The organism is Burkholderia cepacia, assembly GCF_001039005.1.
Taxonomy (GTDB): domain Bacteria; phylum Pseudomonadota; class Gammaproteobacteria; order Burkholderiales; family Burkholderiaceae; genus Burkholderia; species Burkholderia theae.
This window is the reverse complement of sequence record NZ_LDWR01000043.1, coordinates 45,604-68,291: the sequence shown is the minus strand read 5'-3', so window position 1 is coordinate 68,291 and position 22,688 is coordinate 45,604. Positions and strand designations below refer to the sequence as shown.

The following is a 22,688-nucleotide window of genomic DNA, read 5'->3' as shown; positions in this document are numbered from 1 at the left end:
GACTTCGGCACACCCCAAGCCTGAGGCGCGGTTCAGGATGCGTATCCAGCAGGCCGACACGATCGCACTCGGCCCGGGCAAGGTCGCACTGCTTGAAGCCGTACGCGAGCACGGCTCGATTTCGGCGGCGGCGCGCAGCATGAAGATGTCGTACCGGCGTGCGTGGTTGCTGATGGACGAGCTGAACCGCTCGCTGAAGTCGCCGGCGACGGTATCCGAACATGGCGGGCAAAGCGGCGGCGGCAGCGTGCTGACGCCGGTCGGCGAGGAGATCATCCGCCTCTATCGCGGGATCGAGGAACGCGCGTATGCGGCCTGCGCGGACGAGATCGCCGCGCTCACGAAAATGGTGCGCCGCTGAAGGGAGGCGCCGACGCCAGGTTGCCGGGGTTAACCGTGCCGCAAGCAGAAACGCGGCGTGTCGCCCGCAGGCGCATCCGGTTGCATGACATCGCGCGCTTGCGCATCGAGCCGTCCGATCAGTTCGACGAAGCTGGCGACGCTGGCGGTCCGCAGCGGGTAGTACGCGATCCCGTGGCGTTCGCAGATGCGCTTGAGCAGGTTCATCGAATCGTGGTCGATGCAATCGACCGGGAATACGACCAGGTGCGCGCCCGGTAACGCGGCGGCCAGCAGGCCCTTGCGATCCTCGATGCCCCCGTCGTGCATCGTCACGTCGCCGCCCGACGCCTCGACGATCCGCCGGATCGCGCGGTTCGAACCGGGCCGCCCGCCGACATAAACGACGCGCTTGCGCTGCAGAATCGACAGCGTGTCCACGGACCGCTCGGCCGGATTCTCCATCGACACCTGCATCGCGTGTTCGATCGCGCTCGCTTCGGCGCGCAGCGTCTTCACCATCGCCATCAGGTCGTCGAGCCGCGCGCGCATCGCGCGGGCGCTCGCCTGCTCCGCGGCGATCCGCTGCTCGGCTGCCTCACGGCGGCTCGTGTGCAGCGCGAGGCGTTCGTCGCGCGCGGCCAGCGCCTCGCGCAACTCGCGCACTTCGTCGCGCAATACGTTCTCGGTCGCCAGCGGCTGCGCGTTCTGGCGCGCGACGAGCGCATCCCGTTCCTGCCGCGCCGCGTCACGTTCCGTGCTCATCTCGTGCAGGCGCGCCTGCTGCCGCTCGATCTTCGCGTGCAGCGCCGCATTCTCTTCCTCCAGCGCGACCAGCCGCCGGATATCGGCGCGATTGGCCGCGCCGACCAGGTGCGACAGCATGTGCAGGTCGCCGAAGGCGGCTTGGCGCACGCCCATCGTCGTGCGCGGATGCGTCATCAGTGCCCAGTACGCGGGCGGAATGTCGCCGCTCTTGAGTGCTTCCTTCCAGCGTGCGAGCAGTTCGGCCGCGTCCTTCGCGCTGTCGAATGCGCGTATCGCACCGGCATAACGCTCGTCGAGTGCCTTGTGCAGTGCCTTCGCGCCGCCCGTGCCGGCGATCGCAAGCTCGACGGCCGCGTGATGGATTTCAAGGTCGGTTGCGTGCTGCCGGTCGACATCGGCGAATTTCGGCACGAGCCGGCGCAGTTCGTGCGTGGTCAGGCAGGTGCCGATGATCGAGCAATGCAGGTTCGCATCGAGTTCGGACAGGCGCGTGCGGCGCTTCAGCTCGACCTGTTGCGCGCGGGACGGTGCGCAACAGGCGTCGATCCGCGTGCCGCTTGCCGCGGACGGATGGCCGCCGGACGACGAAAGGTCCGCCGTGCGGGCAAGGCGAAAGGGCGGAGCGTGCATGTTGACCTCTATCCGGCACGATCGGACCGGAGACGGATGCGCGAAAGATTCGCGAAATATACCACGGAATATAACGGGTTAAATTCCGGGGAAATCACCGAGCAATGCGAGGTGGCGCGGTCAGCAGAGCGCGGTCAAACGGTCGGTGCGTGGCGCGGCGGCCGGGGCCGGCGCCGCGGTCGAAACGGGGAGGGATGCCGGCACGTGGCGCTCCATCACGGATTCGACGCACAGCCCGACGAACAGCACGTCGACGCGCTCCAGCGCGGCCACCGCGTCGCGCATCGCGGCCGGATCGTTGCTGAACGAATCGGAGAACACGTCGTCGCGCGTGCGTTCGAGGCGGCGCGCGTGTCCGATCGCCCGTTCGAGTTCGGGCAGGCGTGTGAAGCGGGCGGCGCGTGCGTCGTCTTCGAGCGTTGACAGCAGCTCGCGAAAACCCAGCGCGGCCAGCGCATCGTCCGGCGCGGCCTCAGCATGCGCGGCCGAGAACATCCGGATGAAGCGCACGATGCTACCGCGCAGGCGCCGGAACGCGTCGACGACATCCGTGACCTGCTGCGCGCGGGCGTCACTCGACAGCGGCTTGAGCGCGGTGATCTTGCGCGCGAGCGGTTGTTCCCGTGCGGTGCGCAACGGGGCGCGATCCGTCGGCGTGCGGGCCATGGTGTTGCTCCGAGAGTGCGGGAATCAATATATTCTACGGAATATATCGATGGCGCAAAAAAAGACGACACCTGCCGCGCGGCACGGTGTCGCCAACGGCCTGAACGGCCGCACTGGTCAGTCGATCGCGCGCATCGCGTGGCGCAGTTCCTGATAGCTGCGCAGCCCCGCGACACCGAGCTCGCGGCCGATTCCGCTGAGCCCGAAACCGCCCCAGCACACGTGCGGGTAGATCAGTTGCGGCGCATTGATCCACACGAGCCCCGCGCGCACGCGCTGCTGGAACTGCTTCGCTATGCCCGCATCGCGCGTGACGACGGTCGCGACGAGCCCGTAGCGCGTGTCGTTCGCGAGCGCGATCGCTTCGTCGTCGGTGCGGAACGATTTCACGCACGCGACGGGGCCGAACACTTCGTCGGTCCACAGCGGGTTGTCGACGGCCGGCTCGGCGATCACGACGGGCGCCATGAAGAAGCCTTCGCCGCCGGCATCCGCGACCCGGCCGCTGAACGCAACGCGTGCGCCCGCATCGATGCCGTGCCGGAGCATCGCTTCGACGCGTGCACGCTGCGCGGCCGAGATCAGCGGCCCCATCGCGACCTGTTCCGCGGCCGGCGGCGCGACGACGAGCGCGCGCACGGCGGTCTCGAACGCGGCCATGAAGCTGCGGTACACGCTGTCGTGCACGAGGATGCGCGCGGTGGCCGAGCACATCTGGCCTGCGTTGGTGAACGCGCCCGCGACCGCGAGCGATACCGCGACGTCGAGATCGGCGTCCTCGCGCACGATCAGCGACGACTTGCCGCCGAGTTCGAGCGTCACGCGCTTCATGTCCTCGGCCGCGGCCTGCATGACCTTGCGGCCGGCCGCCGTGCTGCCGGTGAACGAGATCTTGTCGATCAGCGGATGTGCTGTGAGCGCCGCGCCGACTTCGGCGCCGCCGTTCACGACGTTGACGACGCCGGCCGGCACGCCGGCTTGCACGACGATGTCGAGCAGCGCGTGCTCGACCGGCGACGTGAGTTCGGACGGCTTCAGCACGACCGCGCAGCCGGCCGCGAGCGCGGGCGCGAGCTTCCACGCGGTCGTGACCATCGGGAAATTCCACGGCATGATCAGCGCCGCGACGCCGACCGCGTCGTAAAAGCGTTCGGCCGTGACGGCGTCGCTCGGCAGCGCGACGGGCTCGGCCGCGAACAGCGCCGGGTCTTCGCACAGCGTCGCGTAGTAGGCGAACGTCGCGGCGACGTCGCCGACGTCGGCTTCCGCTTCGAACGGTGGCTTGCCGCTCACCTGCATCTGCAGCGCCGCGAGGCGGTCGCGTTCGGCTTCGACGCGCTCGGCGATTGTCGCGAGGATGCGGCCGCGCTCGGCGGGCGGCGTGTCGCGCCAGCCGGCGAACGCGTCGCGCGCGGCGCGAACCGCGGCGTCGACGTGCGCGGCGGTCGCGAATTCCTGCCAGCCGATCGCGGCACCGGTCGACGCGTTGAAGATCGGCGCACCGGCCGTGTCGGAGTGCGTGCGCACGGGCTGGCCGGCGATGCGCGCCGCGGGCAGCACGAACGTCGTGGCGGAACGGGAAAGTTCGGCGGTGGACATGAAGGTCATCCTGTCGATGTCGGTCGGGTTAGCGGTAGAGAACGCCCGGCATCACGCAGAGCATCTCGAACGCGAGGTTCGCGCCGGTGAGCGCGGTGGTGCCGGTCGGGTCGTACGGCGGCGCCACTTCGACGAGATCCGCGCCGACGATATTCAATCCCTTCATCCCGCGCACGATTTCGAGGCCCTGCTGCACGGTGAGGCCGCCGATTTCCGGCGTGCCGGTGCCGGGCGCGAACGACGGGTCGAGGCCGTCGATGTCGAAGCTGAGATAGACGGGCGTGTCGCCGACGCGTTCGCGCACCTGCGCCATCAGCGGCGCGAGCGACTTGTTCCAGCACTCCTCCGCCTGCACGACGGTGAAGCCCTGCTGACGGCACCAGTCGAAATCGTCCGCGTGGTAGCCGGTGCCGCGCAGTCCGATCTGCGTGACCTTGTCGCATTGCAGCAGGCCGTCTTCCACCGCGCGGCGGAACGGCGTGCCGTGCGCGATCTTCTCGCCGAACATCGTGTCGTTCACGTCCGCGTGCGCGTCGACGTGCACGACGGCGACCTTGCCGTACTTCTTGTGCAGCGCGCGCAGGATCGGCCACGCGATCGTGTGGTCGCCGCCGAGCGTGATCGGCCGGCAGCCGTTCGCGACGATCTCGTCATACGCGTCCTCGATGCGGCGCACCGAGTCCTTCAGGTCGTACGGATTGGTCGCGACGTCGCCGATATCGGCAACCTGCAGCGAATCGAACGGCGCGGCGCGCGTGGCCATGTTGTACGGCCGCAGCAGCACGGATTCGGTGCGAATCTGGCGCGGGCCGAAGCGCGAACCCGAGCGGTTCGACGTGCCGAGATCGAGCGGCACGCCGACAAAACACACGTCGAGGCCGTCGGTCGTGGCGGCTTGCGGCAGCCGCATCATCGTGGCGATGCCGCCAAAACGCGGCATCTCGTTGCCGCCCATCGGTTGGTTCAGTTCGCGGGGCATGGGGCCGTCTCCTTTTTTCTGAGGTAAAGCGATCGGCCGATGGTAGAGGAGAACGTGCGCGCGAAGATTTTGAAGTCGCAACGTTTACATCGACGGGTCTCGATGCGAGTGGCGCCCGCGCATCGACGCGGCGCAACCGAAGGCGGCTCGCGCCGTCAGCGGACGATTGCGGGTGGCGATGCGCCGTCGTGCGGTCCGGCGGAAGGGAAGGGCGTCGTGGCCGCGCCCCATGCGGCGAGTTCGCGCTTGGTACGCACGCCGAGCTTCGCGAATGCGCGCTTCACGTACGACTCGGCCGATGCGACGCGCACGCCGAGGATCGCGGCGGTCTCGGGCACGGTCTTGCCGGACAGCAGGTGCTTGCAGGTTTCGTATTCGCGCTTCGACAGCTTCACGCCGTCGGCCGCGATCCGCGCATCGAACTGCGCGAGCGGATGGATTTCGGGTGTCGGGTGCGCGACCCGCCGCACGGCCGTGGTCGACGCGTGCAGTTCGAGCAGCGGGAACAGCACGTCGCTGATGCTGCGAAAGCGGTTCATCTCGGCGAGCGTGAACGGCGGCCGGTCGCGGCCGCGCTCCAGCGCGATCGAATGCTGCGAATAGCGCGTACCGCGCGCGAGCACGCATTCGTGGCCGATATGCACGTCGTCGAAGATCCGCTGGCGGAATTCGCCGGGCGGAATCGCCGCGATGTCGCGTACGACGAGCATCGTGCCCGTCTTGCCGCGCAGCCCCGCGAACAGCGGGTCGCTGTCGAGGAAGCGCTCGTAGTAGAGCGTCATCACGTCCGAGATGTCCGACGTCGCGGTGCCGATGCCGCTGCTGCCGATCCATTCGCATCGGTAGCCGGTGGGCATCGTGCCGTCGACGCGCGAGCGTTCGACGTGCGCGACGTCGAGCGGCACCACGTCGTTCAGCAGTTGCGTGAGGCGCGGCACGAAATGCGGCGTGCCGACCGTCTCGATCAGCTCGCCCAGCGCCTTGAACGACACGTTGAAGCGGTCGTTGTCGCGGTGGAAGGGGTTCACGTTGAGCAGCATGCGGTTCCCCGGTGAAAAGCGGCGGAATTTTAGCGGGTGCGATGAAAAACGTCATTAGGGGGAAACACCGTCGGGTGTCCTGCCGACCCGTCTGCCCCGCGAAACAGCGCTTGTCCCCCCCGGAGGGGGGCATACCGGGGCAGTGTAAATGGGTAACTTTGTCTCTGCTTTTTTCAATCGAGAGACGAAAGATTCAGATGACCAAATTGATCAAGGACATCCTGCCGCTGGGCGCAGGCGTGGGCGAATTCACGAAGCTCGACTTCGGGATGGACGAAAGCGATTGGCGCGCGGCCGAAGGCAAGAGCGGCAACTACATCATCGGCTGGTGGGAAGGCAAGGTCGGCTCGGTGGAGTTTCCGGAAACCGCGGCCGACGAAGCGGTGTGGCTCGTCGAGGGCCGGATCGCGCTGACCGACGTCGAAGGCAACCGCAAGGAATTCACGCCGGGCCAGGGCTACCTGCTGCCGGCCGGCTTCGCGGGCCGCTGGGAGACGATCGAGGACGCGAAGAAGTTCTACGTGCTGCTCGAGAAGTCGTGATGCCCGAAACCGCCGCCGTGGCGTCGTCGTCCGTGTGACGCGCGCCCGGCGGCGGTTTCGTTTTCGCGTGTGATGGCAGGGATCATGGAAATGGAAGTCAACGAAGCAAAACAGACCGCGCCGGTTCAGGCGCACGTCATGCGTGGCGCGCCGGTCGCGCTGGGCGTCGAGGCGGCGCTCGCGAATACGAAGCTGTTCCCGTACTGGCTCGACAACCCGGCCGCGCCGGCGACCGAGCCGGAACTCGTCGGCGACGTGACGGCCGACCTGCTGATCGTCGGCGGCGGCTTCACCGGGCTGTGGTCGGCCGTGCAGGCGAAGGAACAGATGCCGCACCTGAACGTGGTGCTGATCGAGGCCGGCAAGGTCGCGCACGGCGCATCGGGCCGCGCGGGCGGGATCATCTCGACGTCGGTGATGCACGGGCTGCCGAACGCGGTGCGCGTGTTCCCGAACGACATCGCGCAGCTCGAGGAATTCGGCCATCACAACCTCGACGGATTCGAGGAGACGCTGAAGCGCTACGACATCGACGCCGACATCGAATGGAACGGCGAGATGACGGTCGCGGTCGATCCCGACCACCTCGCGCACCTGAAGGGCGATTACGACCTGCATCGCGAGTACGGGCACAACGTCGTGCTGCTGAACCGCGACGAAACGCTCGAACAACTGAACTCGCCGCTGTTCGCTGGCGCGCTGTGGTCGCGCAACCGCAGCGGCATCGTGCATCCGGCGAAACTCGCGTGGGGGCTCAAGCGCGCGGCGCTGTCGCTCGGCGTGAAGCTGTACGAGCACACGCCGCTCACGACCGTGACCGACGAAGGCAGCACGGTGTTCGTGAAGACGCCGAAGGGCAGCGTGCGGGCCCCGCGCGTGGTGTTCGGCAGCGGCACCGCGAAGGTCGGGATTCCGGACATCAACCGCCGCGTGGTGCAGGTGCGCGACCACGTGCTCGCGACCGAGCCGCTGACCGACGAGCAGCTCGCGCGGATCGGCTGGAAGAATCGCCAGGGCGTGTATGACACGCGCACGCAGCTCAACTATTTCCGCCTGACGAAGAACAACAACATCATCTTCGGCGGCCTCGTCAGCTATCACTTCGACGGCGACCCGGAACCGCACCAGGACGGTCAGCGCGACACGTACTACCGGCTCGCGGAGGCGTTCTACCGCACCTTCCCGCAACTGAGCGACGTGCGCTTCTCGCACGCGTGGGGCGGCCCGATCGACTACTGCTCGCGCGGTTCGGTGTTCGCGAAGCGCTATCTCGGCGACAAGGCCGTGTTCGTCGCCGGCTATACGGGCTTCGGTGTTGCGGCGAGCCGGTTCGGCGCGTTCATGGGGCTGAACATCCTGTTCGATCGCGACAGCCCCGAACGCAAGCTCGACATCGCGAACCAGAGCCCGAGCTACATCCCGCCCGAGCCGATGCGCTGGATCGCCGCGAAGATCACGTTCCATGCGTTCGACGGCGCGGATGCCGAAGGCGGCTGGAAGCGCGCGTGGATCAGCGGCCTCAAGGCGATGGGCTTCCCGATGTAAACGACGCGGCGGCCTGCAGCCGGGCCGCCGCCATACCAAACTCCCATGAGGAGACGGTCCGCGTAGCGGACACGGAGAGAGACACCTGATGAACGTAGTGAATCTGCAGGATGAAGCGCGACAGGAAAACGCGCTGTTCGTCGTCGCGATGCTGCTGCTCGGCATACTCGGGCCGACGGTCTTCCTCGGCCTGCCGGCGATCGTCGGGCAGGTCGCACGCCATTGGGGCTTCGGCGAAGCGGCGCTCGGGCTGTCCTGCTTCGTCGAGGTGCTCGGCGAATCGACGGGCACGCTGCTCGTCGCGTTCGTGCTCGGCCGCCAGCCGGTCAGGCTCGTGCTCGCGGGTGCGGTGACGCTCGCGGCCGGCGCGAACCTCGGCACGCTCGCGACGCACGGGCTCGTCGCATATTCGGCGCTGCAGTTCATCGCGGGCGTCGGCTCGGGCGGGCTGAACGGCATCGCGCTGCGCTACCTGTCGTACTCGCGCGCGCCGGAACGCAATCTCGGCGTGATGCTGATGGGGCAGGTGATGTGGAGCATGGTGCTGCTCGCCACCATCTTCCCGATGCTGAGCGGCGCATGGGGCGCGTACGGCGTGTTCGGTTTCGTCGCGTGCGTGCTCGGCATGTTCGTGCTCGCGACGCCGCTGTTTCGGCGCGGCGAGACGCTGGCCGTACCGACGCCGGCCGGCGGTGCCGGCAGCGTCGACCGCAGGGGCGCAATGCTCGTGCTGTGCGCGCAGCTCGCGCTATACGGTGGCGTCGGCGTCGTGTGGACCTTCCTCGAGAAGATCGGCACCGATGCGGGCCTGAGCGGAAAGTCGGTGTCGCTCGTGCTCGGCATCTCGAACGTCGCGAGCCTCGTGATCTGCGCGGCGATGCCGAAGCTCGGTGCCGGTGCGGGCCTGCGCCGCTGGACGCTCGTGAACCTCGGCGGCTGCGCGGTCGCGGCCGTGCTGCTCGCGATGCCGGCGTCGGTCCCGACGTTCACGCTCGGCGCGATCGTCTTCATCGGCTGCTGGACGGGCGGCGCGCTGCTGATCTACGCGACGATTCCGCAGTACGACCTGATCGGCAAGTCGGCCGCGCTGTCACCGGGCTGTGTCGCGCTCGGTTATGGCGTCGGCTCGGTCGCGGGCGGCTCGCTGATCGAGAGCGCGGGCACGCAGTCGGCGCTTTTCGCGGCGATCGTGCTGTGCGCGGTGGCGTTCCTCTGCTACGGGCGGCTGAGGCCTGCCGTGTTCGGCATGGAACGCGCGCTCGCGGCGACATCGGAGTGACGGATGCGACGCGCGCCGCTGCCGATGGCGGCGCGCGTCCGGTTCGGTTCATCGGCGAAGGCGGCTTCAGCATGTTTTCGAATACCTCCGATCTCGATCTCCGGCTCATCCGGGTCTTTCTCGCCGTCGTCGACGCACGCGGCATCACGGCCGCCGAGGCGTCGCTCGGCGTGCGGCAGTCGACCATCAGCACGCAGCTGTCGGCGCTCGAGGCGCGCGTCGGCTTCAAGCTGTGCGATCGCGGGCGCGGCGGCTTTCGCCTGACGTCGAAGGGCGAACGCTTCGCGGCGACCGCGCGCACGCTCGTCGCGGCAACCTCCGAATTCGTCGCGCGCGTGCGCGACATCGACCGCAAGCTGGTCGGCACGCTGTCGATCGGCCTGATCGGCCAGGCGCCGCTCGTCGAGAATGCGCGCGTGGCCGACGCGATCGGCGCGTTCCGCAAGCGCGACCAGGCCGTCACGTTCTCGATGAAGGTCGCGTCGCCGCAGGAGCTCGAGGAAAGCCTCGTCAACAACCAGCTCGATCTCGCGATCGGCTATTTCTGGCATCGCGTGCCCGGCTTGCTCTACACGCCGCTCTTCACCGAGCAGCAGGTGATCTACTGCGGGCGCGGGCATCCGCTGTTCCATGCGTCGCGGCCCGTGACGGCGGACGACCTGCAGCTTCACGACTGGGTATGGCGCACCTATCCGGTGCCGGAGGAGCAGTATCCGCTGCCCGAGCGGCGCGTGACCGCGAGCGCGGACAGCATCGAGGCCGCGACGATCCTGATCCTGTCGGGCGGCCATCTCGGCTACCTGCCCGCGCATTACGCGGAGCCGTTCGAGCAGCGCGGGCTCGTCAAGGCCGTCGGCCGCGCGACGTTCAGCTTCGACGTGCCGCTGCATCTCGCGATGAAGCGCAGCACGAGCGACAAGCCGATCGTCGACGCGTTCTGCGAGGACCTGCTGCGCGCGTTCAACATCAAGGCGGCCGCGCTGGCCGCGTAGCGCAACGCCCGCGCGCTCAGCAGTCGACCAGCACCCAGTCGAACAGCTCGCGGCGCGTGCGCACGCCGAGCTTCACGAATGCGCGCTTCACGTACGACTCGGCCGTCGACAGCTTCACGTCGAGCTGCTGCGCGGCCTCGGGCACCGAGCGCCCGCACAGCATCAGCCGGCAGATCTCGTGCTCGCGGCGCGACAGCTGCACGTCCTGTCGTTCGAGGCGCGCATCGAAACCGGCTTGCGACGCGGCATTCACCGACACCGCCGCCACGCGCCGCGCCGCGCAGGTGCGCGCGTGCAGCTCGAACATCGGAAACAGCAGGTCGACCATCTGCCGGAAGTGGAACAGCTCGTCCGTGGTGAACGCGGCGCGCCCGACGGTGCGCGCGAGCCCGAGCGCGTACTGCAGGTGCGTGTTGCCGTGCACGAGCAGGCATTCCTGCGCGATGCCGGGCTCGTCGAAGATCCGCCGGCGGAATTCGCCCTGCGCGATGCCGTCGACATGACGCTGCACGAGCAGCGTGCCGGCCTTGCCGCGCAGCGGCGCGACCAGTGGATCGATCTGGCAGTAGTCCTGATAGTAGATATCCATCACGCGCAGCGTATCGGCCGCGAAGCGCAGGCTGCCGCTGCCGAGCCATTCGACGACGAAACCCGACGTGCTGCCCGTATCGGCGCGCCAGCGCTCGAGGTGCACGGCGTCGGCGTCGATGCTGTCGTTGACGAACTCCGTGACCGCACCGACGAAATCCGGCGTGCCGACCGCGCGCAGCGTCGCGCCGAGCGTGTCGGGGCGCACGCCGATCAGGTAATGGCCGCGGGCGGCCGGGTCGGGCTGGAGAAGTCGCATGGTCGGGCGAGGGCGGTCAGGGAACAGCGCGACGTTACGCGAACGACGTGCACGCGTCAGCCGGGAATTCACCGGATCGACCCCATGGATTTCGTGCGTTGTCCCCAAAACGACGACAAGACCGCGCGCACGGCGGCCGGAATTCGTCCGAGCCCCGGCGGCGGGGGGGCATACCGGCGCGAATCGTCTGCCTATAGTGAAAGCACTTCGAAAACCTGATGACCAGAAAGGACAGGCAATGCAGATTCAACCGACGCATGCCGCCGCGACGCCGGCGGATTTCGTTCTGACCAACGCGAAGGTCTACACCGTCGATCCGCACAAGCCGTGGGCACAGGCTGTCGCCGTGCGCGACGGCCGGATCGTCCACGTCGGCGACACGGCGGCCGTGCAGGCTTACGTCGGCGCCGGGACGAAGGTGGTCGACGCGGCGGGCCGGCTCGTGCTGCCGGGCTTCGTCGAATCGCACTGGCACTTCGAGACGACCGCGTTCGCGTTCCAGGCGTTCGTGAACTACGAGGATCCGCAGCAGGTGCTCGCCGCGCTGCGCGCGTACGTCGAGTCGCATCCGGACGAGCCGGCGATCACCGGGATGGGCTGGGTGCAGGCGACGATCCCGCCGGCGCTGCTGCGCAAGGAGACGCTCGACGCGATCTGCGCGGATCGCCCCGTGTGCCTGCTGTCGACTGATTTCCATTCGATGTGGGTGAACTCGAAGGCGCTGGAGATCGCCGGGATCGATGCGTCGACGCCGCCCGTGCAGGAAGGCGCGAGCTGGTTCGAGAAGGACCCGGCGACGGGCGAGCCGACCGGCCTGATCGTCGACGGCGCCGCGTATTCGTTGCTGATGCAGCGGATCAGCGCGGCCGGCCTGCTGCCGACCGGCATCGACCTGTACCTGAAATCGATTCCGCCGTGGCAGAAGAAGCTGTGCGCGGCCGGCGTGACGACCGTGTTCGACGCGGGCTTCTTCGATCCGAGCGGCGATCAGTCGCTGCTGTACGAGACGCTGCAGACGATGGAGCGCGCGGGCGACCTGAAGCTGCGCGTGGTCGGCAGCGTCGCGGTGATCGGCGAGATCGACGATCCGGTCGGCACGCTCGTCCAGTATCGCGAGCAATACGATTCGCCGCTCGTGAAGGCGCGCGCGCTGAAGCTGTTCCTCGACGGCACCGAGGCGAACCACACCGCGTACCTGCTCGAGCCGTACGCGGACCGCCCCGACACCTGCGGCGCGCCGACGATGCCGACCGACACGTTTAACCGCTATCTGGTCGAAGCCGATCGCGCGAACGCGAACGTGATGGTCCACTGCGTGGGCGACGCGGCCGTGCGGATGGCGCTCGACGGCTTCGACGCGGTCAACCGCTCGAACCCGCCGCGCGATCGCCGCCACGTGATCACGCACGCGTTCCTCACGCATCCGGACGACATTCCGCGCTTCCGCCGCGCGGGCGTGATGGCGAACACGCAGCTGCAGTGGGGCGTGGTCGACGCCTACACCGAGCAACTGCGCGACCACTACGGCCACGAACGCTGGAGCAATATGTACAAGTTCCGCACGTTCCTCGACGAAGGCGTGACGGTGTCGATCGGCATGGATGGCCTCGCATGCCAGTGCCGCTGCCAGCACAAGCCGCTCGAACACATCGAGTCGGGCCATACGCGCCAGCTCGCGGGCGAGCCCGATGCGGCGGTGTTCCCGGACATCGCCGAGCGCCTGAGCATTCCGCAGCTGATCGCCGCGTACACGATCCACGGTGCGTACCAGCTCGGGATGGAGCACGAGGTCGGCTCGCTGACGCCCGGCAAGCGCGCGGATCTGGTCGTGCTCGAGAACGACCTGTTCGAGGTCGGCCAGTACGATATCGGCCGCATCGACGTCGGGCTGACGATGATGGGCGGCCGCATCACGCACGTGGGCGACGATTTCGGCGCGCGCACGGGTGTGCAGGCATCCTGAGCGGTCGTCGGCTGACGAAGCGACGACGGTAACTTTCAAATTGCTTCCGTTTTGATCGATCGGCGCATCCGGCCGGAACCGGATGCGCCGATTGTGCGGCGTGTCCCCCTATTGGCAGGGCAGACCGGCCAATTTCCTCTGGCTACATTTTTCCGGACCGAAGCACACACCCGTTCATCGCGAACGGATCATGATATCGACGGAGGAAAACATGGCAGGGGAGTGGAAACATCATCTGAAGACGGCATGCGCGGCGCTCGCGCTGGGCGGGCTCGTGTGGGCCGGCGCGCCGGTCGCGCACGCGGCGGACGTCGTCAACGTGTACAACTGGGGCAACTCGATCGGCAAGGCGACGATCGCGAACTTCGAGAAGGCGACCGGCATCAAGGTCGTCTACCAGGAGTTCGATTCGAACGAGACGCTGCAGGCGAAGCTGTTGTCGGGCACGTCGGGCTACGACGTCGTCGTGCCGTCCGACATTTTCTGGGCGCGGCAGCTGCAGGCCGGCATCTTCCGCAAGATCGACAAGAGCCAGGTGCCGAACTACGGGCTGCTCGATCCGGAAATCATGAAGGTGCTGTCGAAGGACGATCCGGGCAACCAGTTCGGCATTCCGTGGACGTGGGGCACGGATGGCCTCGGGATGAACGTCGAGAAGGTGAAGGCCGCGCTCGGCAACGACGCGCCGCTCGACAGCTGGGCGCTGCTGTTCGATCCGAAGTACGCGCAGAAGCTGAAGAGCTGCGGCGTGTCGGTGCTCGATTCGCCGGTCGACGCGTTCGGGATGGCGCTGGTCTACCTGAAGAAGGATGCGAACACGACGAACCCGGCCGACTACCAGGCCGCGTACGAGCTGCTGAAGTCGGTGCGCCCGTACATCACGCAGTTCAATTCGAGCAGCTACATCAACGATCTCGCGGGCGGCGACATCTGCCTCGCGCTCGGCTGGTCGGGCGACGTGAACTCCGCGCGCATCGCGGCCGCATCCGCGAAGAAGTCGTATCACATCAAGTACGTGATCCCGACCGAGGGCAGCGCGATGTGGTTCGACATGATGGCGATTCCGAAGGATGCGCCGCATCCGGACGCCGCACACAAGTTCGTCAACTTCGTGCTGTCGGAGAAGGAGAGCGCGAACCTGACCAACGACACGTCGTATCCGTCGGCCGTGCCGTCGTCGAAGCACCTGGTGCGCACCGAGGTGACCAGCGATCCGGCCGTGTTCCCGCCGGCCGACGTGATCCGCAAGCTGAGCCTCAGCAAGCCGATTCCGCCTGAGCTGATGCGTCTGCAGAACCGTCTCTGGACGAAGCTGAAGACCGAGTAAGCCGGCCGCAGCCCCCGCACTCCCGCATCCCTTTCGCGCGCCCCGCCGCCCACCGCGGCGGGCGGGGGCGCGCTCGTCCCGACGACACCCACCCCATGAAAATCAAACACATGACGGCGCTGTGCCTGCTCGCGTTCGAAGCGGCTTCGGCATTCGCGCACACGCCACAGGCAACCGACGCGAGCAAGATGAAGGCGCTGCAGGCGCAGGTCACCGCGCTGCAGCAGCAGGTGAACGAGCTGCGCGCGAGCATGATGGCCGCGCAGGCACCCGGCGCCGCAACCGCTACCGCATCGGGCGGCGCGAAGATCGGCTCGGTCAACACGGCGGCCGCCGCCGCGCCTGCAGCCGATGCGGCGCCCGCGTTCACGAACGACGACCTGCAGCAGATGCGCGAGCAGATCTCGAACGCGTCGCTGAAGGTCGACTCGCTGCAGGAAGCCGCGACGACCGGCCCGCTCGCGGGCCTGAGCATCACCGGTTATGTCGATCCCGTGTACCTGTTCAACCGTGCGCAGCGCACGTCCGGCTTCCAGTTCCTGAATCACGATCCGGGCGCGTACGACTACTTCAACAGCACGATCGGCGACGTCTATCTCGACATCAAGAAGACCTTCGGCGTCGGCCCGATGGCGCCGTCGGCGGAGATCGTGATCCAGCCGAACCGCGGCTTCGGCAACGTGTTCAGCAATGCGCACGGCGGCGTCGGCAACAACATCGTCACGCAGGCGCAGGTCAACGTGCCGCTCAGCACGACGCGGACCTTCGAGGTCGGAATGATGCCGAGCCTCGCGGGCTACGAGGTGCAGCCGTCGAACCAGATGCTGACGCTCACGCACGGGCTGCTGTACGACTTCAGCGAGCCGGGCAACCTGGTCGGCATCGGGCTGAAGGGCTCCAACGCGGCGATGACGCGCTTCTGGCAGGTGGTGATCGGCAACGAGGTGCTGCGCACGGCCGGCGCGATCGCGAACGCGGCGAACAACACGACGAAGACCAACTGGACGCCGACCCTCACCGCGCGCTTCGACAACGCGACGTCGACGGCCTTCGACTTCGGCATCTCCGGGATGCTCGGCCGGCAGTCGCTGTTCTCGCCGTGCGCGGTGGCGGGTGACTACGGCTACCAGTGCAACGGATCGTCGCCGACCGGCCTCTACAAGTACGTGGAAGCCGACATGACCTATACGCACGACAAGACCCAGGTCAACGCGCAGGTCGACTACGGCGAGCTGCAGAAGGGCGCATGGAACGGCGGCACCGCGCGCTGGTACGGAATGTCGCTGCTCGGCCACACGAAGTGGACGACGTCGTGGGTCGGCCGCATGGGCGCGACGCTGCGCTTCGACTACCTGAACAACACGTCGAACGGCGGCGGCGGCACGAACATCCAGTACGGGCTCGCGGGCGGCAACCCGTCGGTGAACGGTTCGAGCGGCTTCGGCATCGACCCGGCGTGCTTCCAGGGCTCGTCGAAGAACGGCACCGAGTGCAAGGGCGCGCAGCGCTACGCGATCACGGCCGACCTGTTGTTCTATCCGACCCAGCAGATCACCGTGAAGGTCGAATACCGCCACGACGCGGCGAACCATCCGGTGTTCCTGAAGAGCAACGGCACGTACTCGCGCAGCAACGACCTGGCCGGGATGCAGTTCATCTACTCGTTCTGACCGGCGCGTGCCGTCCGATTCGCGACGCAACGCAATCACGTTCCGGGCCGATTGGGCCCGGACCTCATTCGACACAGGAGATTTGATCTTGAAGCTGCATACCTTCGTGACCGACATCACCGATCCGCGTGCGCGAGGCCGCCTGATCGGCGAACGCTTCACGCCCGAGATCCGCGAGACGGTCGCGCGCTATCTCGCGTTCTTCCCGAAGCTCGGCATCGATCCGCAGCGCGCGCGGGAGATCGGCGAAGCGAGCCTGGCTGCGCTCGGCGCATGGTGCCCGCGCCTCGCCGCCGAAGTCGAGGCGATCGCCGACGGCGTCGACCTGCCGCGCTGGCAGCTCGCGTGCCTGAACGCGCGCACCGAGATTCTCGCGACCGCCCCCGCGTCGGCCGAAGGCGAATGCTCGACGACCGTCTACGCGCCGGCCGGCCCGCACGCGCCGCGCACGCTGCAGACGTGGGACTGGCACGACAGCCTCGCGCCGCAGGGGCTGCTGATGCAGTTCGACACGCCGAACGACCGCACGGTCAAGCTGTTCTCCGAATTCGGAATGCTCGCGAAGCTCGGCGTGAACAGCGCGGGGCTCGGGCTGCACTTCAACATCCTGCATCACGCGAGCGACAACGACAGCGCCGGCGTGCCCGTGCATGCGATCGCGCGGCGCCTGCTCGAAGACGCGACGACGGTGCAGGAAGCGATCGAACTCGCGCGCACCGCGCGGGTGAGCGCATCGACGGTGCTGACCGTGTTCACGCGGCATGACGCGAACCCGCGCGCGGCGAGCATCGAGTTGAGCCCGTCGGGCGTGGGGGTGGTCGTGCCGCGTCCGGACGGATGGCTGCTGCATACGAACCATTTCCTCGACCGCGCGTTGAGCGGCGGCGAGTGCATGCCCGACAGCTCGACCACGCGCGAACGCTTCGCGCACCTGAACGATGTCGTGGCGGGCATGACGAGCGCCGACGTGCGCGAGCGCGCGGCGGCGATGTGCGGCGCGGCCGGCGATCAGGCCGTGGTGTGTTTCCACCCGGACCGGTCGATGCCCGATACCGAGCGTTGGGAAACGCTGCTGACCGTCGGCATCGATACCGATGCATGCGCGCTCGACTACGTGGCCGGCAACCCGCACGACCTCGCGCGCGACGGGGCGCTGCGGTTCTGATCCGCGGGCCACGGGAGAGCAGGGCGGCACGCGGGTGCCGCCCGTGCGGCGGTTATGCGTCGATGCGTTCGACCTTGCCGACGAGCAGCCCGTAAGACAGGCTGCCCGCGAGCGCCATCGCGGCGATGTAGGTGATCGCGTGCGAGAAGTCCGCGCCGTTCACGAGCAGCCCGATCACGATCGGCGTCGCGATCGCGGACAGGTTGCCGATCAGGTTGAACACGCCGCCCGTGAGGCCGATCAGCCGCGCGGGCGCGAGCCCCGACACGAGCGACCACGTGATCGATGCGAAGCCGTTGCCGAAGAACGCGATCGTCATGAACGCGATCACCCAGCCCGTCGACGTCACGTAGTTCGCGCCGATGATGCAGGTCGAGATCAGCAGCCCCGAGATGATCGGCAGCTTGCGCGCGAAGCCCTGCGACGCGCCGCGGCGCATCAGCCAGTCCGACAGCACGCCCGAGCACAGCACGCCGACGAACGCGGCGAGGAACGGCAGCGACGCGAGGAAGCCCGACTTGATGAAATCCATCCCGCGATACTTGACGAGATAGGTCGGGAACCACGTGAGGAAGAACCACAGCGTCGAGTTCAGCGCGAACTGACCGAGATAGATGCCCCACAGCTTGCGCCGGCCGAGCACGACGCCGAGGTCGCGCCAGGTCGACGGCGTGCGTTCGCTGCGCGCCGCGATGCGGTCTTCGAGATCGACGAGCCCGCCGCCGTCGCGGATCAGCGCGATCTCGGCCGCGTTGACGCCGCGAAACGCGCGCGGCTCGCGATACACCGCATACCAGATCGCGGCCCATGCGATGCCGGCGAGGCCGGTCGCGACGAACACCATGTGCCAGCCGAGATGCACCTGCAGCCACGCGAGCACCGGCGTGAGGAACGCGAGGCCGACGAACTGGCCCGACGTGTAGCCGCCGATCGCGCTCGCGCGTTCGCGGGTCGGGAACCACGTCGTGACCACGCGGTTGTTGATCGGGTAGGCCGGCGCCTCGAGCGCGCCGACCGCGAGACGCAGCACGATCAGCCCGACGAACGAACCCGCGAAGCCGAGCAGCAGCGTCGCGGCCGACCACAGCGCCAGCGCGCCCGCATACAGCACGCGCGGCGAGACCTTGTCGACGAGCCAGCCGCCCGGAATCTGCATCAGCGCATAGGTCCAGCCGAACGCGGAGAACACGAGGCCCGCGCGGACGGGATCGATGTTCAGTTCCTTGAACAACGCCGGCGCGGCGATCGACAGGTTGCTGCGGTCGAGATAGTTGATCACCACCGTGACGAACAGGAGCGCGAGAATCAGCAGCCGCTTGCGGCTCGGCCGGGCGGTTGCGGTTGCGTGAGCGACGGATTCTGGCGAGATGTCGGCGCGAGCAAGCGGCGGCTCCGGCGGGTTGGCATGGGTGCGTGACGCGGATTGGGCCACGGTTGTCTCCTGTGTTCTGTGCCCGGCCAGCGCTCGCGAGCGGGGCGGCCGAATCGAATGGCGTTGGGGCGAACGTTAGAGCCGTGGCGTGAAACGCGTCAACATTTGGACAGGTATCCCTATTAATGGGAAGTTGGGCGTTCAGTATGTGGGAAAGGTGGCAGCCGGGCCGTATCGTGCATCGGCCACCCGTGTTCTCCGCGCGCGAGGAGATCAATCAGGCAACGGTAATTGATGCGAGTCCTTGATCGTATGCATCACGAACGCGCTGCGTACTTCTCGAACGTGCGGCAAGGTCGCCAGTCTTTTCCGACTGAACATGGCGAAGCTGTCGAGGTCAGTCGCGACCACGCGCAACAGATAGTCCTCTATCCCGGACAAGATGAAGCAGGACAGCACTTGATCGACCGTCTTGACGGCATTTTCAAATTCAACCGCGTCCTGCTCGCGATGCGACGAGATCTTCACGTAAACGAATGCATCGATCCCCAGACCGAGTGCCTTGCGGTCGAGTTCGAGGCTATAGCCCGAGATCACGCCCGACTCTTCCAGCCGCTTGACCCGCCTCCAGCACGGAGACTGCGAACTATGGGTCGCCTCGGCCAGTGCTGCCATCGACATTCTGGGATCAGATTGAAGATGGGTGAGGATCTGAATGTCTGCGGGGCTCAACGGAACGGGCTTCATGTTTGGACCTCGGGTACTCGGCAGGGGTAAGGGTTTCCCCGGTTCTGGATCGACGCAGGCAAATTCTGTCTGAATGTGTTTCGGGGTGGACATATTTTGCCGGAATATCCGGGCTTGCGCGGCAAAAGCGAAAAGAAAAGCCCGTCGTGGCTGGCTAGAATTTCTCCATCAAGGAGGCAGTCATGCACGAAGACGTCAAGGTCACCCTGGAGCGGGAATATTCCCCGAGCAGCGTGGCGCCCGACTACCGGAAGACAGTCGCAGCCTATGCAGCCGAGAGCGCGATCGTACTGGGCGCGCGGGCTCACCACCGTCTCGCGTACGGCGCTGCCGTGGACGAGTATTCGATCGTGTTCGACGCGGCATCGTCCGATCGCCGTTTGATGTTCGTCTTCATCCACGGCGGGTACTGGCAGGAACTGGCCGCTGACGATTCGTGCTTTCCCGCCGCGGGGTTTCTCGCGCGAGGCATATCGTATGCGGCCGTGAACTACACGCTCGCGCCGAACGCGACCATCGAGGAGATGATCGGTCAATGCGGATGTGCGATCGAGGGGCTGACGCGCGAATATCCGGACACGAATCTGGTTCTGGCGGGCAGTTCGGCCGGCGCCCATCTTGCCGCGATGCAGGCCGTGCGGATGCCTGAGTCGGCCGATATGCGGCACCGCGTGGTTGGCTCGATCCTGATTTCGGGCATCTACGATCTGCGCCCGCTCACACACACCTATATCAATGCACCGCTGAAACTGGATCCGCTCCGGGCGCACAGGGTCAGTCCGGCGTTGCTTCCGGTCCGGCACGTCGCGCCGACACTCGTGTGCTGGGGCGAACACGAAACCGCCGAATTCAAACGTCAGAGTGCCGAACACGCGGAACGCCTGACGAAGTATGGCGTGCCGGTGGAGCGTCTCGAAGTAGCGGGCCGGAACCACTTTGACATTCTGTTTGATCTGGCAAACCCCGCCAGCCAGTTGGGGAAAGCCGTCGATAACCTGCTTGGAGGCTTGTAATGGCTGTATATCGCAAACGCGTCATCCCCGAGATTCGCGATCCGGCGCTTGAGCTGTCGGTCGTGAGAGATATCGGTATCTCGACTGACGAGAGCCGTACGGACGCCGTGAAGACCACGGCGGGCGAGCCGATGGTCGACTTCGAGGGCAAGAGCAATCCTTTCATCGACTATCATCGCAACGACCTTTTGCTGAGCCTGCAGCATATGCGCAGTGAAGGGCATGACGAGATGGTCTTCATCCTCATGACGCAGTGCAAGGAACTGACGTTCAAGGCGATTCACTACGAGCTGTACAACATGCAGCAACGCATCAAGGCGGATGACGTCACGGGTGCGCTCGCGCTGGCACCACGGATCAAGCGACTGTTCGAATACCTCGTCAAGACGTGGGACGTGCTATCGACGATCACGACGAGCGGCTTCAACGAATTCCGCGATTGCCTCGGCATCTCGTCGGGCCAGCAGTCGTATATGTATCGGCACGTCGAGTTCATCCTCGGCAACAAGGCCGTCCGCATGGCTCAGGCACATGCGAATAATCCGGATGTGTTCCCTCAGCTCAAGCAGTCCCTGAACGCGCCGAGCCTCTACGACGACGTCATCGCGTTGCTTCATCGCCGCGGGGTCGCCATTCCGGCGAATGCGCTGGAGCGGAACTGGGCCGAAACCTACGTCCCGAATCCTGACGTGGAGAAGGCATGGCTCGCGGTCTACGCCGATCCCGCGCCGGACAACGACCTTTATGTGCTCGGCGAGGCGCTGATCGAGATTGCGGATCTCTTTTCGCAGTACCGGTGGCGGCATTTCGTATCGGTCGAGCGCATCCTGGGGTTCAAACCGGGCACCGGCGGTTCCGCAGGGGTAGGCTGGCTCAAGCACGTGGTGGAACACCGGTTCTTCCCCGAGCTGTGGGCGATCCGCACGGTGCTGGGGGCGTGATGACGATTGAAGACCAACAGACGACCGCGACGCCCGTTCATGCAGATCCGTTCGATCTGACGCGCGCCCGGTTCGCGCTGCCGCCCGACATTCGCTACTTCGACGGCAATTCGCTGGGCCCGCTGCCCAAGGCGGTGCAGACGCAGGTCTATGTATCGACCACGCATGAATGGGGGGAAGGCCTGATCCGCTCGTGGCAGGACGCACGATGGAATACGTTGCCGCAGCGCGTCGGTGAGCGCATCGGCCGCCTGATCGGCGCGGCGCCGGGGCAGGTGGTGGCCTGCGACTCGACCTCGGTCAATTTGTTCAAGGTGTTGACGGCCGCCGTGCGTCTGCGACCGGGGCGGCGGCTGATCGTAACGGACGCCGCATCCTTTCCGACCGATCTTTACATCGCGGGAGAAGTCGCGCGTCTGATGGGGCTGGAGATCGTCAATGTGCCAGTGAGCGAGATGTCCGAAGTACTGGGCGAGCAGGTGGCCGTGGTCCTGCTGTGCCATGTCGATTACCGGACGTCCGAGATCTACGACCTGGCCGGCATCACTCGCGCAGCGCACGACGCAGGCGCGCTCCTGGTTGCCGATCTGTCTCATTCGGCCGGCGCGTTGCCATGCAACCTCGATGCCAGCGGCGTCGACTTTGCCGTGGGATGCGGCTACAAGTACCTGAACGGCGGGCCGGGCGCGCCGGCGTTCCTGTACGCCGCGGCACGCCACATTCCGAATTGCGAACAGCCGCTGGCCGGTTGGTTCGGACATGCGACGCCGTTTGACTTTACCGGGGCGTACGCGCCCGCGCCCGGCATCGAGCGCTTTCTTTGCGGGACGAACCAGGTCATCGCATTGTCCGTCCTGCTTCGTGCACTGGATGTCTTCGACGACGTGTCGATCGAAGCCGCTCGGACTCGCAGTCTGGAGTTGACCACCCGGTTCATCGCCGCGGTGGAGGCACGGTTGGTGCGCCACGGATTCGCGATCGCATCGCCTCCGGAGGCGACGCGACGCGGTAGCCACGTATCGCTTCGCCATCCGAAGGGGTACGCGATCATGCAGGAACTGGCCCGGCGAGGCGTCATCGGCGATTTTCGCATGCCCGATTTCATGCGATTCGGCTTCGCGCCGCTTTTCAATACGATGGAGGACACGGACCATCTGGTCGACGAGATCGATCGCATCATGGAGGAGCGCGCGTGGGATAAGGCGCAGTACGCGCAACGCCGCGACTTCACCTAGTTCGGCGGGTATGACGGGGAGGAACGGTC

The 22,688-nt window shown here is 66.7% G+C and carries 20 protein-coding genes; 12 read left to right on the top strand and 8 right to left on the bottom strand.

The window, feature by feature from the left end; all coding sequences use genetic code 11:
* Positions 1-37: 37 nt before the first annotated feature.
* Positions 38-361, top strand: a complete 324-nt coding sequence (locus VL15_RS24805; protein ID WP_048249146.1) for a winged helix-turn-helix domain-containing protein — start codon at positions 38-40, stop codon at positions 359-361.
* A 29-nt stretch (positions 362-390) separates the two neighbouring features.
* Here the strand turns inward: VL15_RS24805 and VL15_RS24800 are convergent, their stop codons facing one another.
* The 5 genes from VL15_RS24800 to VL15_RS24780 form a co-directional block, all read right to left on the bottom strand.
* The gene (locus tag VL15_RS24800; RefSeq protein WP_048249145.1) at positions 391-1,737 is read right to left on the bottom strand and encodes a DUF2325 domain-containing protein; all 1,347 of its coding nucleotides are present in this window, start codon (positions 1,735-1,737) and stop codon (positions 391-393) included.
* A 120-nt stretch (positions 1,738-1,857) separates the two neighbouring features.
* Positions 1,858-2,403 (bottom strand): hypothetical protein, encoded by a 546-nt coding sequence (locus VL15_RS24795; RefSeq protein ID WP_048249144.1) that lies wholly within the window; start codon positions 2,401-2,403, stop codon positions 1,858-1,860.
* 117 nt (positions 2,404-2,520) lie between these two features.
* Positions 2,521-4,002: an aldehyde dehydrogenase family protein gene (locus VL15_RS24790; protein WP_048249143.1), complete on the bottom strand. Its 1,482-nt coding sequence runs from the start codon at positions 4,000-4,002 to the stop codon at positions 2,521-2,523.
* Positions 4,003-4,030: 28 nt separating this feature from the next.
* Complete coding sequence (speB, locus tag VL15_RS24785; RefSeq protein WP_048249142.1) at positions 4,031-4,981, bottom strand: agmatinase; 951 nt, start codon at positions 4,979-4,981, stop codon at positions 4,031-4,033.
* 155 nt (positions 4,982-5,136) lie between these two features.
* Complete coding sequence (locus VL15_RS24780) at positions 5,137-6,021, bottom strand: helix-turn-helix transcriptional regulator (RefSeq protein WP_048249141.1); 885 nt, start codon at positions 6,019-6,021, stop codon at positions 5,137-5,139.
* A 197-nt stretch (positions 6,022-6,218) separates the two neighbouring features.
* On the opposite strand from VL15_RS24780, the gene VL15_RS24775 reads away from it, so the two are divergent.
* The 4 genes from VL15_RS24775 (at position 6,219) to VL15_RS24760 (ending at position 10,379) form a co-directional block, all read left to right on the top strand.
* Positions 6,219-6,563 (top strand): cupin domain-containing protein, encoded by a 345-nt coding sequence (locus tag VL15_RS24775; protein ID WP_048249140.1) that lies wholly within the window; start codon positions 6,219-6,221, stop codon positions 6,561-6,563.
* 84 nt (positions 6,564-6,647) lie between these two features.
* Positions 6,648-8,108 (top strand): NAD(P)/FAD-dependent oxidoreductase, encoded by a 1,461-nt coding sequence (locus VL15_RS24770; protein WP_048249139.1) that lies wholly within the window; start codon positions 6,648-6,650, stop codon positions 8,106-8,108.
* Positions 8,109-8,196: 88 nt separating this feature from the next.
* Positions 8,197-9,387, top strand: coding sequence for an MFS transporter (locus VL15_RS24765; RefSeq protein WP_048249138.1), 1,191 nt, complete (start codon positions 8,197-8,199; stop codon positions 9,385-9,387).
* A 71-nt stretch (positions 9,388-9,458) separates the two neighbouring features.
* Positions 9,459-10,379, top strand: a complete 921-nt coding sequence (locus VL15_RS24760; protein WP_048249168.1) for a LysR family transcriptional regulator — start codon at positions 9,459-9,461, stop codon at positions 10,377-10,379.
* Positions 10,380-10,395: 16 nt separating this feature from the next.
* On the opposite strand, the gene VL15_RS24755 is transcribed toward VL15_RS24760, so the two are convergent.
* A complete protein-coding gene (locus VL15_RS24755) occupies positions 10,396-11,226 on the bottom strand; it encodes a helix-turn-helix transcriptional regulator (protein WP_053077702.1) in 831 nt (276 codons plus the stop codon).
* Positions 11,227-11,464: 238 nt separating this feature from the next.
* Between VL15_RS24755 and VL15_RS24750 the strand changes: the two genes are divergently transcribed.
* The 4 genes from VL15_RS24750 to VL15_RS24735 all read left to right on the top strand — a co-directional run bounded on the left by VL15_RS24750 (position 11,465) and on the right by VL15_RS24735 (position 17,351).
* Entirely contained in the window at positions 11,465-13,189 is a 1,725-nt protein-coding gene (locus tag VL15_RS24750) for an amidohydrolase (RefSeq protein ID WP_048249137.1), read from the top strand.
* Between the two features lie 211 nt (positions 13,190-13,400).
* Positions 13,401-14,516, top strand: a complete 1,116-nt coding sequence (locus VL15_RS24745; RefSeq protein ID WP_053077701.1) for a polyamine ABC transporter substrate-binding protein — start codon at positions 13,401-13,403, stop codon at positions 14,514-14,516.
* Positions 14,517-14,611: 95 nt separating this feature from the next.
* Positions 14,612-16,186 (top strand): DUF3138 family protein, encoded by a 1,575-nt coding sequence (locus VL15_RS24740; RefSeq protein WP_048249136.1) that lies wholly within the window; start codon positions 14,612-14,614, stop codon positions 16,184-16,186.
* 88 nt (positions 16,187-16,274) lie between these two features.
* A complete protein-coding gene (locus tag VL15_RS24735; RefSeq protein ID WP_048249135.1) occupies positions 16,275-17,351 on the top strand; it encodes a C45 family autoproteolytic acyltransferase/hydolase in 1,077 nt (358 codons plus the stop codon).
* Positions 17,352-17,403: 52 nt separating this feature from the next.
* On the opposite strand, the gene VL15_RS24730 is transcribed toward VL15_RS24735, so the two are convergent.
* Together VL15_RS24730 and VL15_RS24725 are read right to left on the bottom strand one after the other, a co-directional pair.
* On the bottom strand, positions 17,404-18,783 hold the full coding sequence (locus VL15_RS24730; protein WP_048249134.1) for an MFS transporter: 1,380 nt from the start codon (positions 18,781-18,783) through the stop codon (positions 17,404-17,406).
* Between the two features lie 213 nt (positions 18,784-18,996).
* Entirely contained in the window at positions 18,997-19,470 is a 474-nt protein-coding gene (locus VL15_RS24725; protein ID WP_048249133.1) for an Lrp/AsnC family transcriptional regulator, read from the bottom strand.
* 182 nt (positions 19,471-19,652) lie between these two features.
* Here VL15_RS24725 and VL15_RS24720 point away from each other — a divergent pair, with 182 nt between their 5' ends.
* Genes VL15_RS24720 through kynU form a run of 3 tightly spaced genes read left to right on the top strand, consistent with a single transcriptional unit; the run spans position 19,653 to position 22,659 of the window.
* Positions 19,653-20,483: an alpha/beta hydrolase gene (locus tag VL15_RS24720; RefSeq protein ID WP_048249132.1), complete on the top strand. Its 831-nt coding sequence runs from the start codon at positions 19,653-19,655 to the stop codon at positions 20,481-20,483.
* Positions 20,483-21,424: a tryptophan 2,3-dioxygenase gene (locus tag VL15_RS24715; RefSeq protein ID WP_048249131.1), complete on the top strand. Its 942-nt coding sequence runs from the start codon at positions 20,483-20,485 to the stop codon at positions 21,422-21,424. Before VL15_RS24720 ends, VL15_RS24715 begins: the two co-directional genes overlap by 1 nt.
* On the top strand, positions 21,424-22,659 hold the full coding sequence (gene kynU, locus VL15_RS24710) for a kynureninase (protein WP_048249130.1): 1,236 nt from the start codon (positions 21,424-21,426) through the stop codon (positions 22,657-22,659). The genes VL15_RS24715 and kynU overlap by 1 nt, the downstream gene beginning before the upstream one ends.
* The last annotated feature ends 29 nt before the right edge of the window (positions 22,660-22,688 follow it).

Bases quoted from the DNA above. Each gene is read 5' to 3' on its own strand.
- VL15_RS24805 (WP_048249146.1), top strand. From the start codon at position 38: ATGCGTATCCAGCAGGCCGACACGATCGCACTCGGCCCGGGCAAGGTC.
- VL15_RS24800 (WP_048249145.1), bottom strand. From the start codon at position 1,737: ATGCACGCTCCGCCCTTTCGCCTTGCCCGCACGGCGGACCTTTCGTCG.
- VL15_RS24795 (WP_048249144.1), bottom strand. From the start codon at position 2,403: ATGGCCCGCACGCCGACGGATCGCGCCCCGTTGCGCACCGCACGGGAA.
- VL15_RS24790 (WP_048249143.1), bottom strand. From the start codon at position 4,002: ATGTCCACCGCCGAACTTTCCCGTTCCGCCACGACGTTCGTGCTGCCC.
- speB (WP_048249142.1), bottom strand. From the start codon at position 4,981: ATGCCCCGCGAACTGAACCAACCGATGGGCGGCAACGAGATGCCGCGT.
- VL15_RS24780 (WP_048249141.1), bottom strand. From the start codon at position 6,021: ATGCTGCTCAACGTGAACCCCTTCCACCGCGACAACGACCGCTTCAAC.
- VL15_RS24775 (WP_048249140.1), top strand. From the start codon at position 6,219: ATGACCAAATTGATCAAGGACATCCTGCCGCTGGGCGCAGGCGTGGGC.
- VL15_RS24770 (WP_048249139.1), top strand. From the start codon at position 6,648: ATGGAAATGGAAGTCAACGAAGCAAAACAGACCGCGCCGGTTCAGGCG.
- VL15_RS24765 (WP_048249138.1), top strand. From the start codon at position 8,197: ATGAACGTAGTGAATCTGCAGGATGAAGCGCGACAGGAAAACGCGCTG.
- VL15_RS24760 (WP_048249168.1), top strand. From the start codon at position 9,459: ATGTTTTCGAATACCTCCGATCTCGATCTCCGGCTCATCCGGGTCTTT.
- VL15_RS24755 (WP_053077702.1), bottom strand. From the start codon at position 11,226: ATGCGACTTCTCCAGCCCGACCCGGCCGCCCGCGGCCATTACCTGATC.
- VL15_RS24750 (WP_048249137.1), top strand. From the start codon at position 11,465: ATGCAGATTCAACCGACGCATGCCGCCGCGACGCCGGCGGATTTCGTT.
- VL15_RS24745 (WP_053077701.1), top strand. From the start codon at position 13,401: ATGGCAGGGGAGTGGAAACATCATCTGAAGACGGCATGCGCGGCGCTC.
- VL15_RS24740 (WP_048249136.1), top strand. From the start codon at position 14,612: ATGAAAATCAAACACATGACGGCGCTGTGCCTGCTCGCGTTCGAAGCG.
- VL15_RS24725 (WP_048249133.1), bottom strand. From the start codon at position 19,470: ATGAAGCCCGTTCCGTTGAGCCCCGCAGACATTCAGATCCTCACCCAT.
- VL15_RS24720 (WP_048249132.1), top strand. From the start codon at position 19,653: ATGCACGAAGACGTCAAGGTCACCCTGGAGCGGGAATATTCCCCGAGC.
- VL15_RS24715 (WP_048249131.1), top strand. From the start codon at position 20,483: ATGGCTGTATATCGCAAACGCGTCATCCCCGAGATTCGCGATCCGGCG.
- kynU (WP_048249130.1), top strand. From the start codon at position 21,424: ATGACGATTGAAGACCAACAGACGACCGCGACGCCCGTTCATGCAGAT.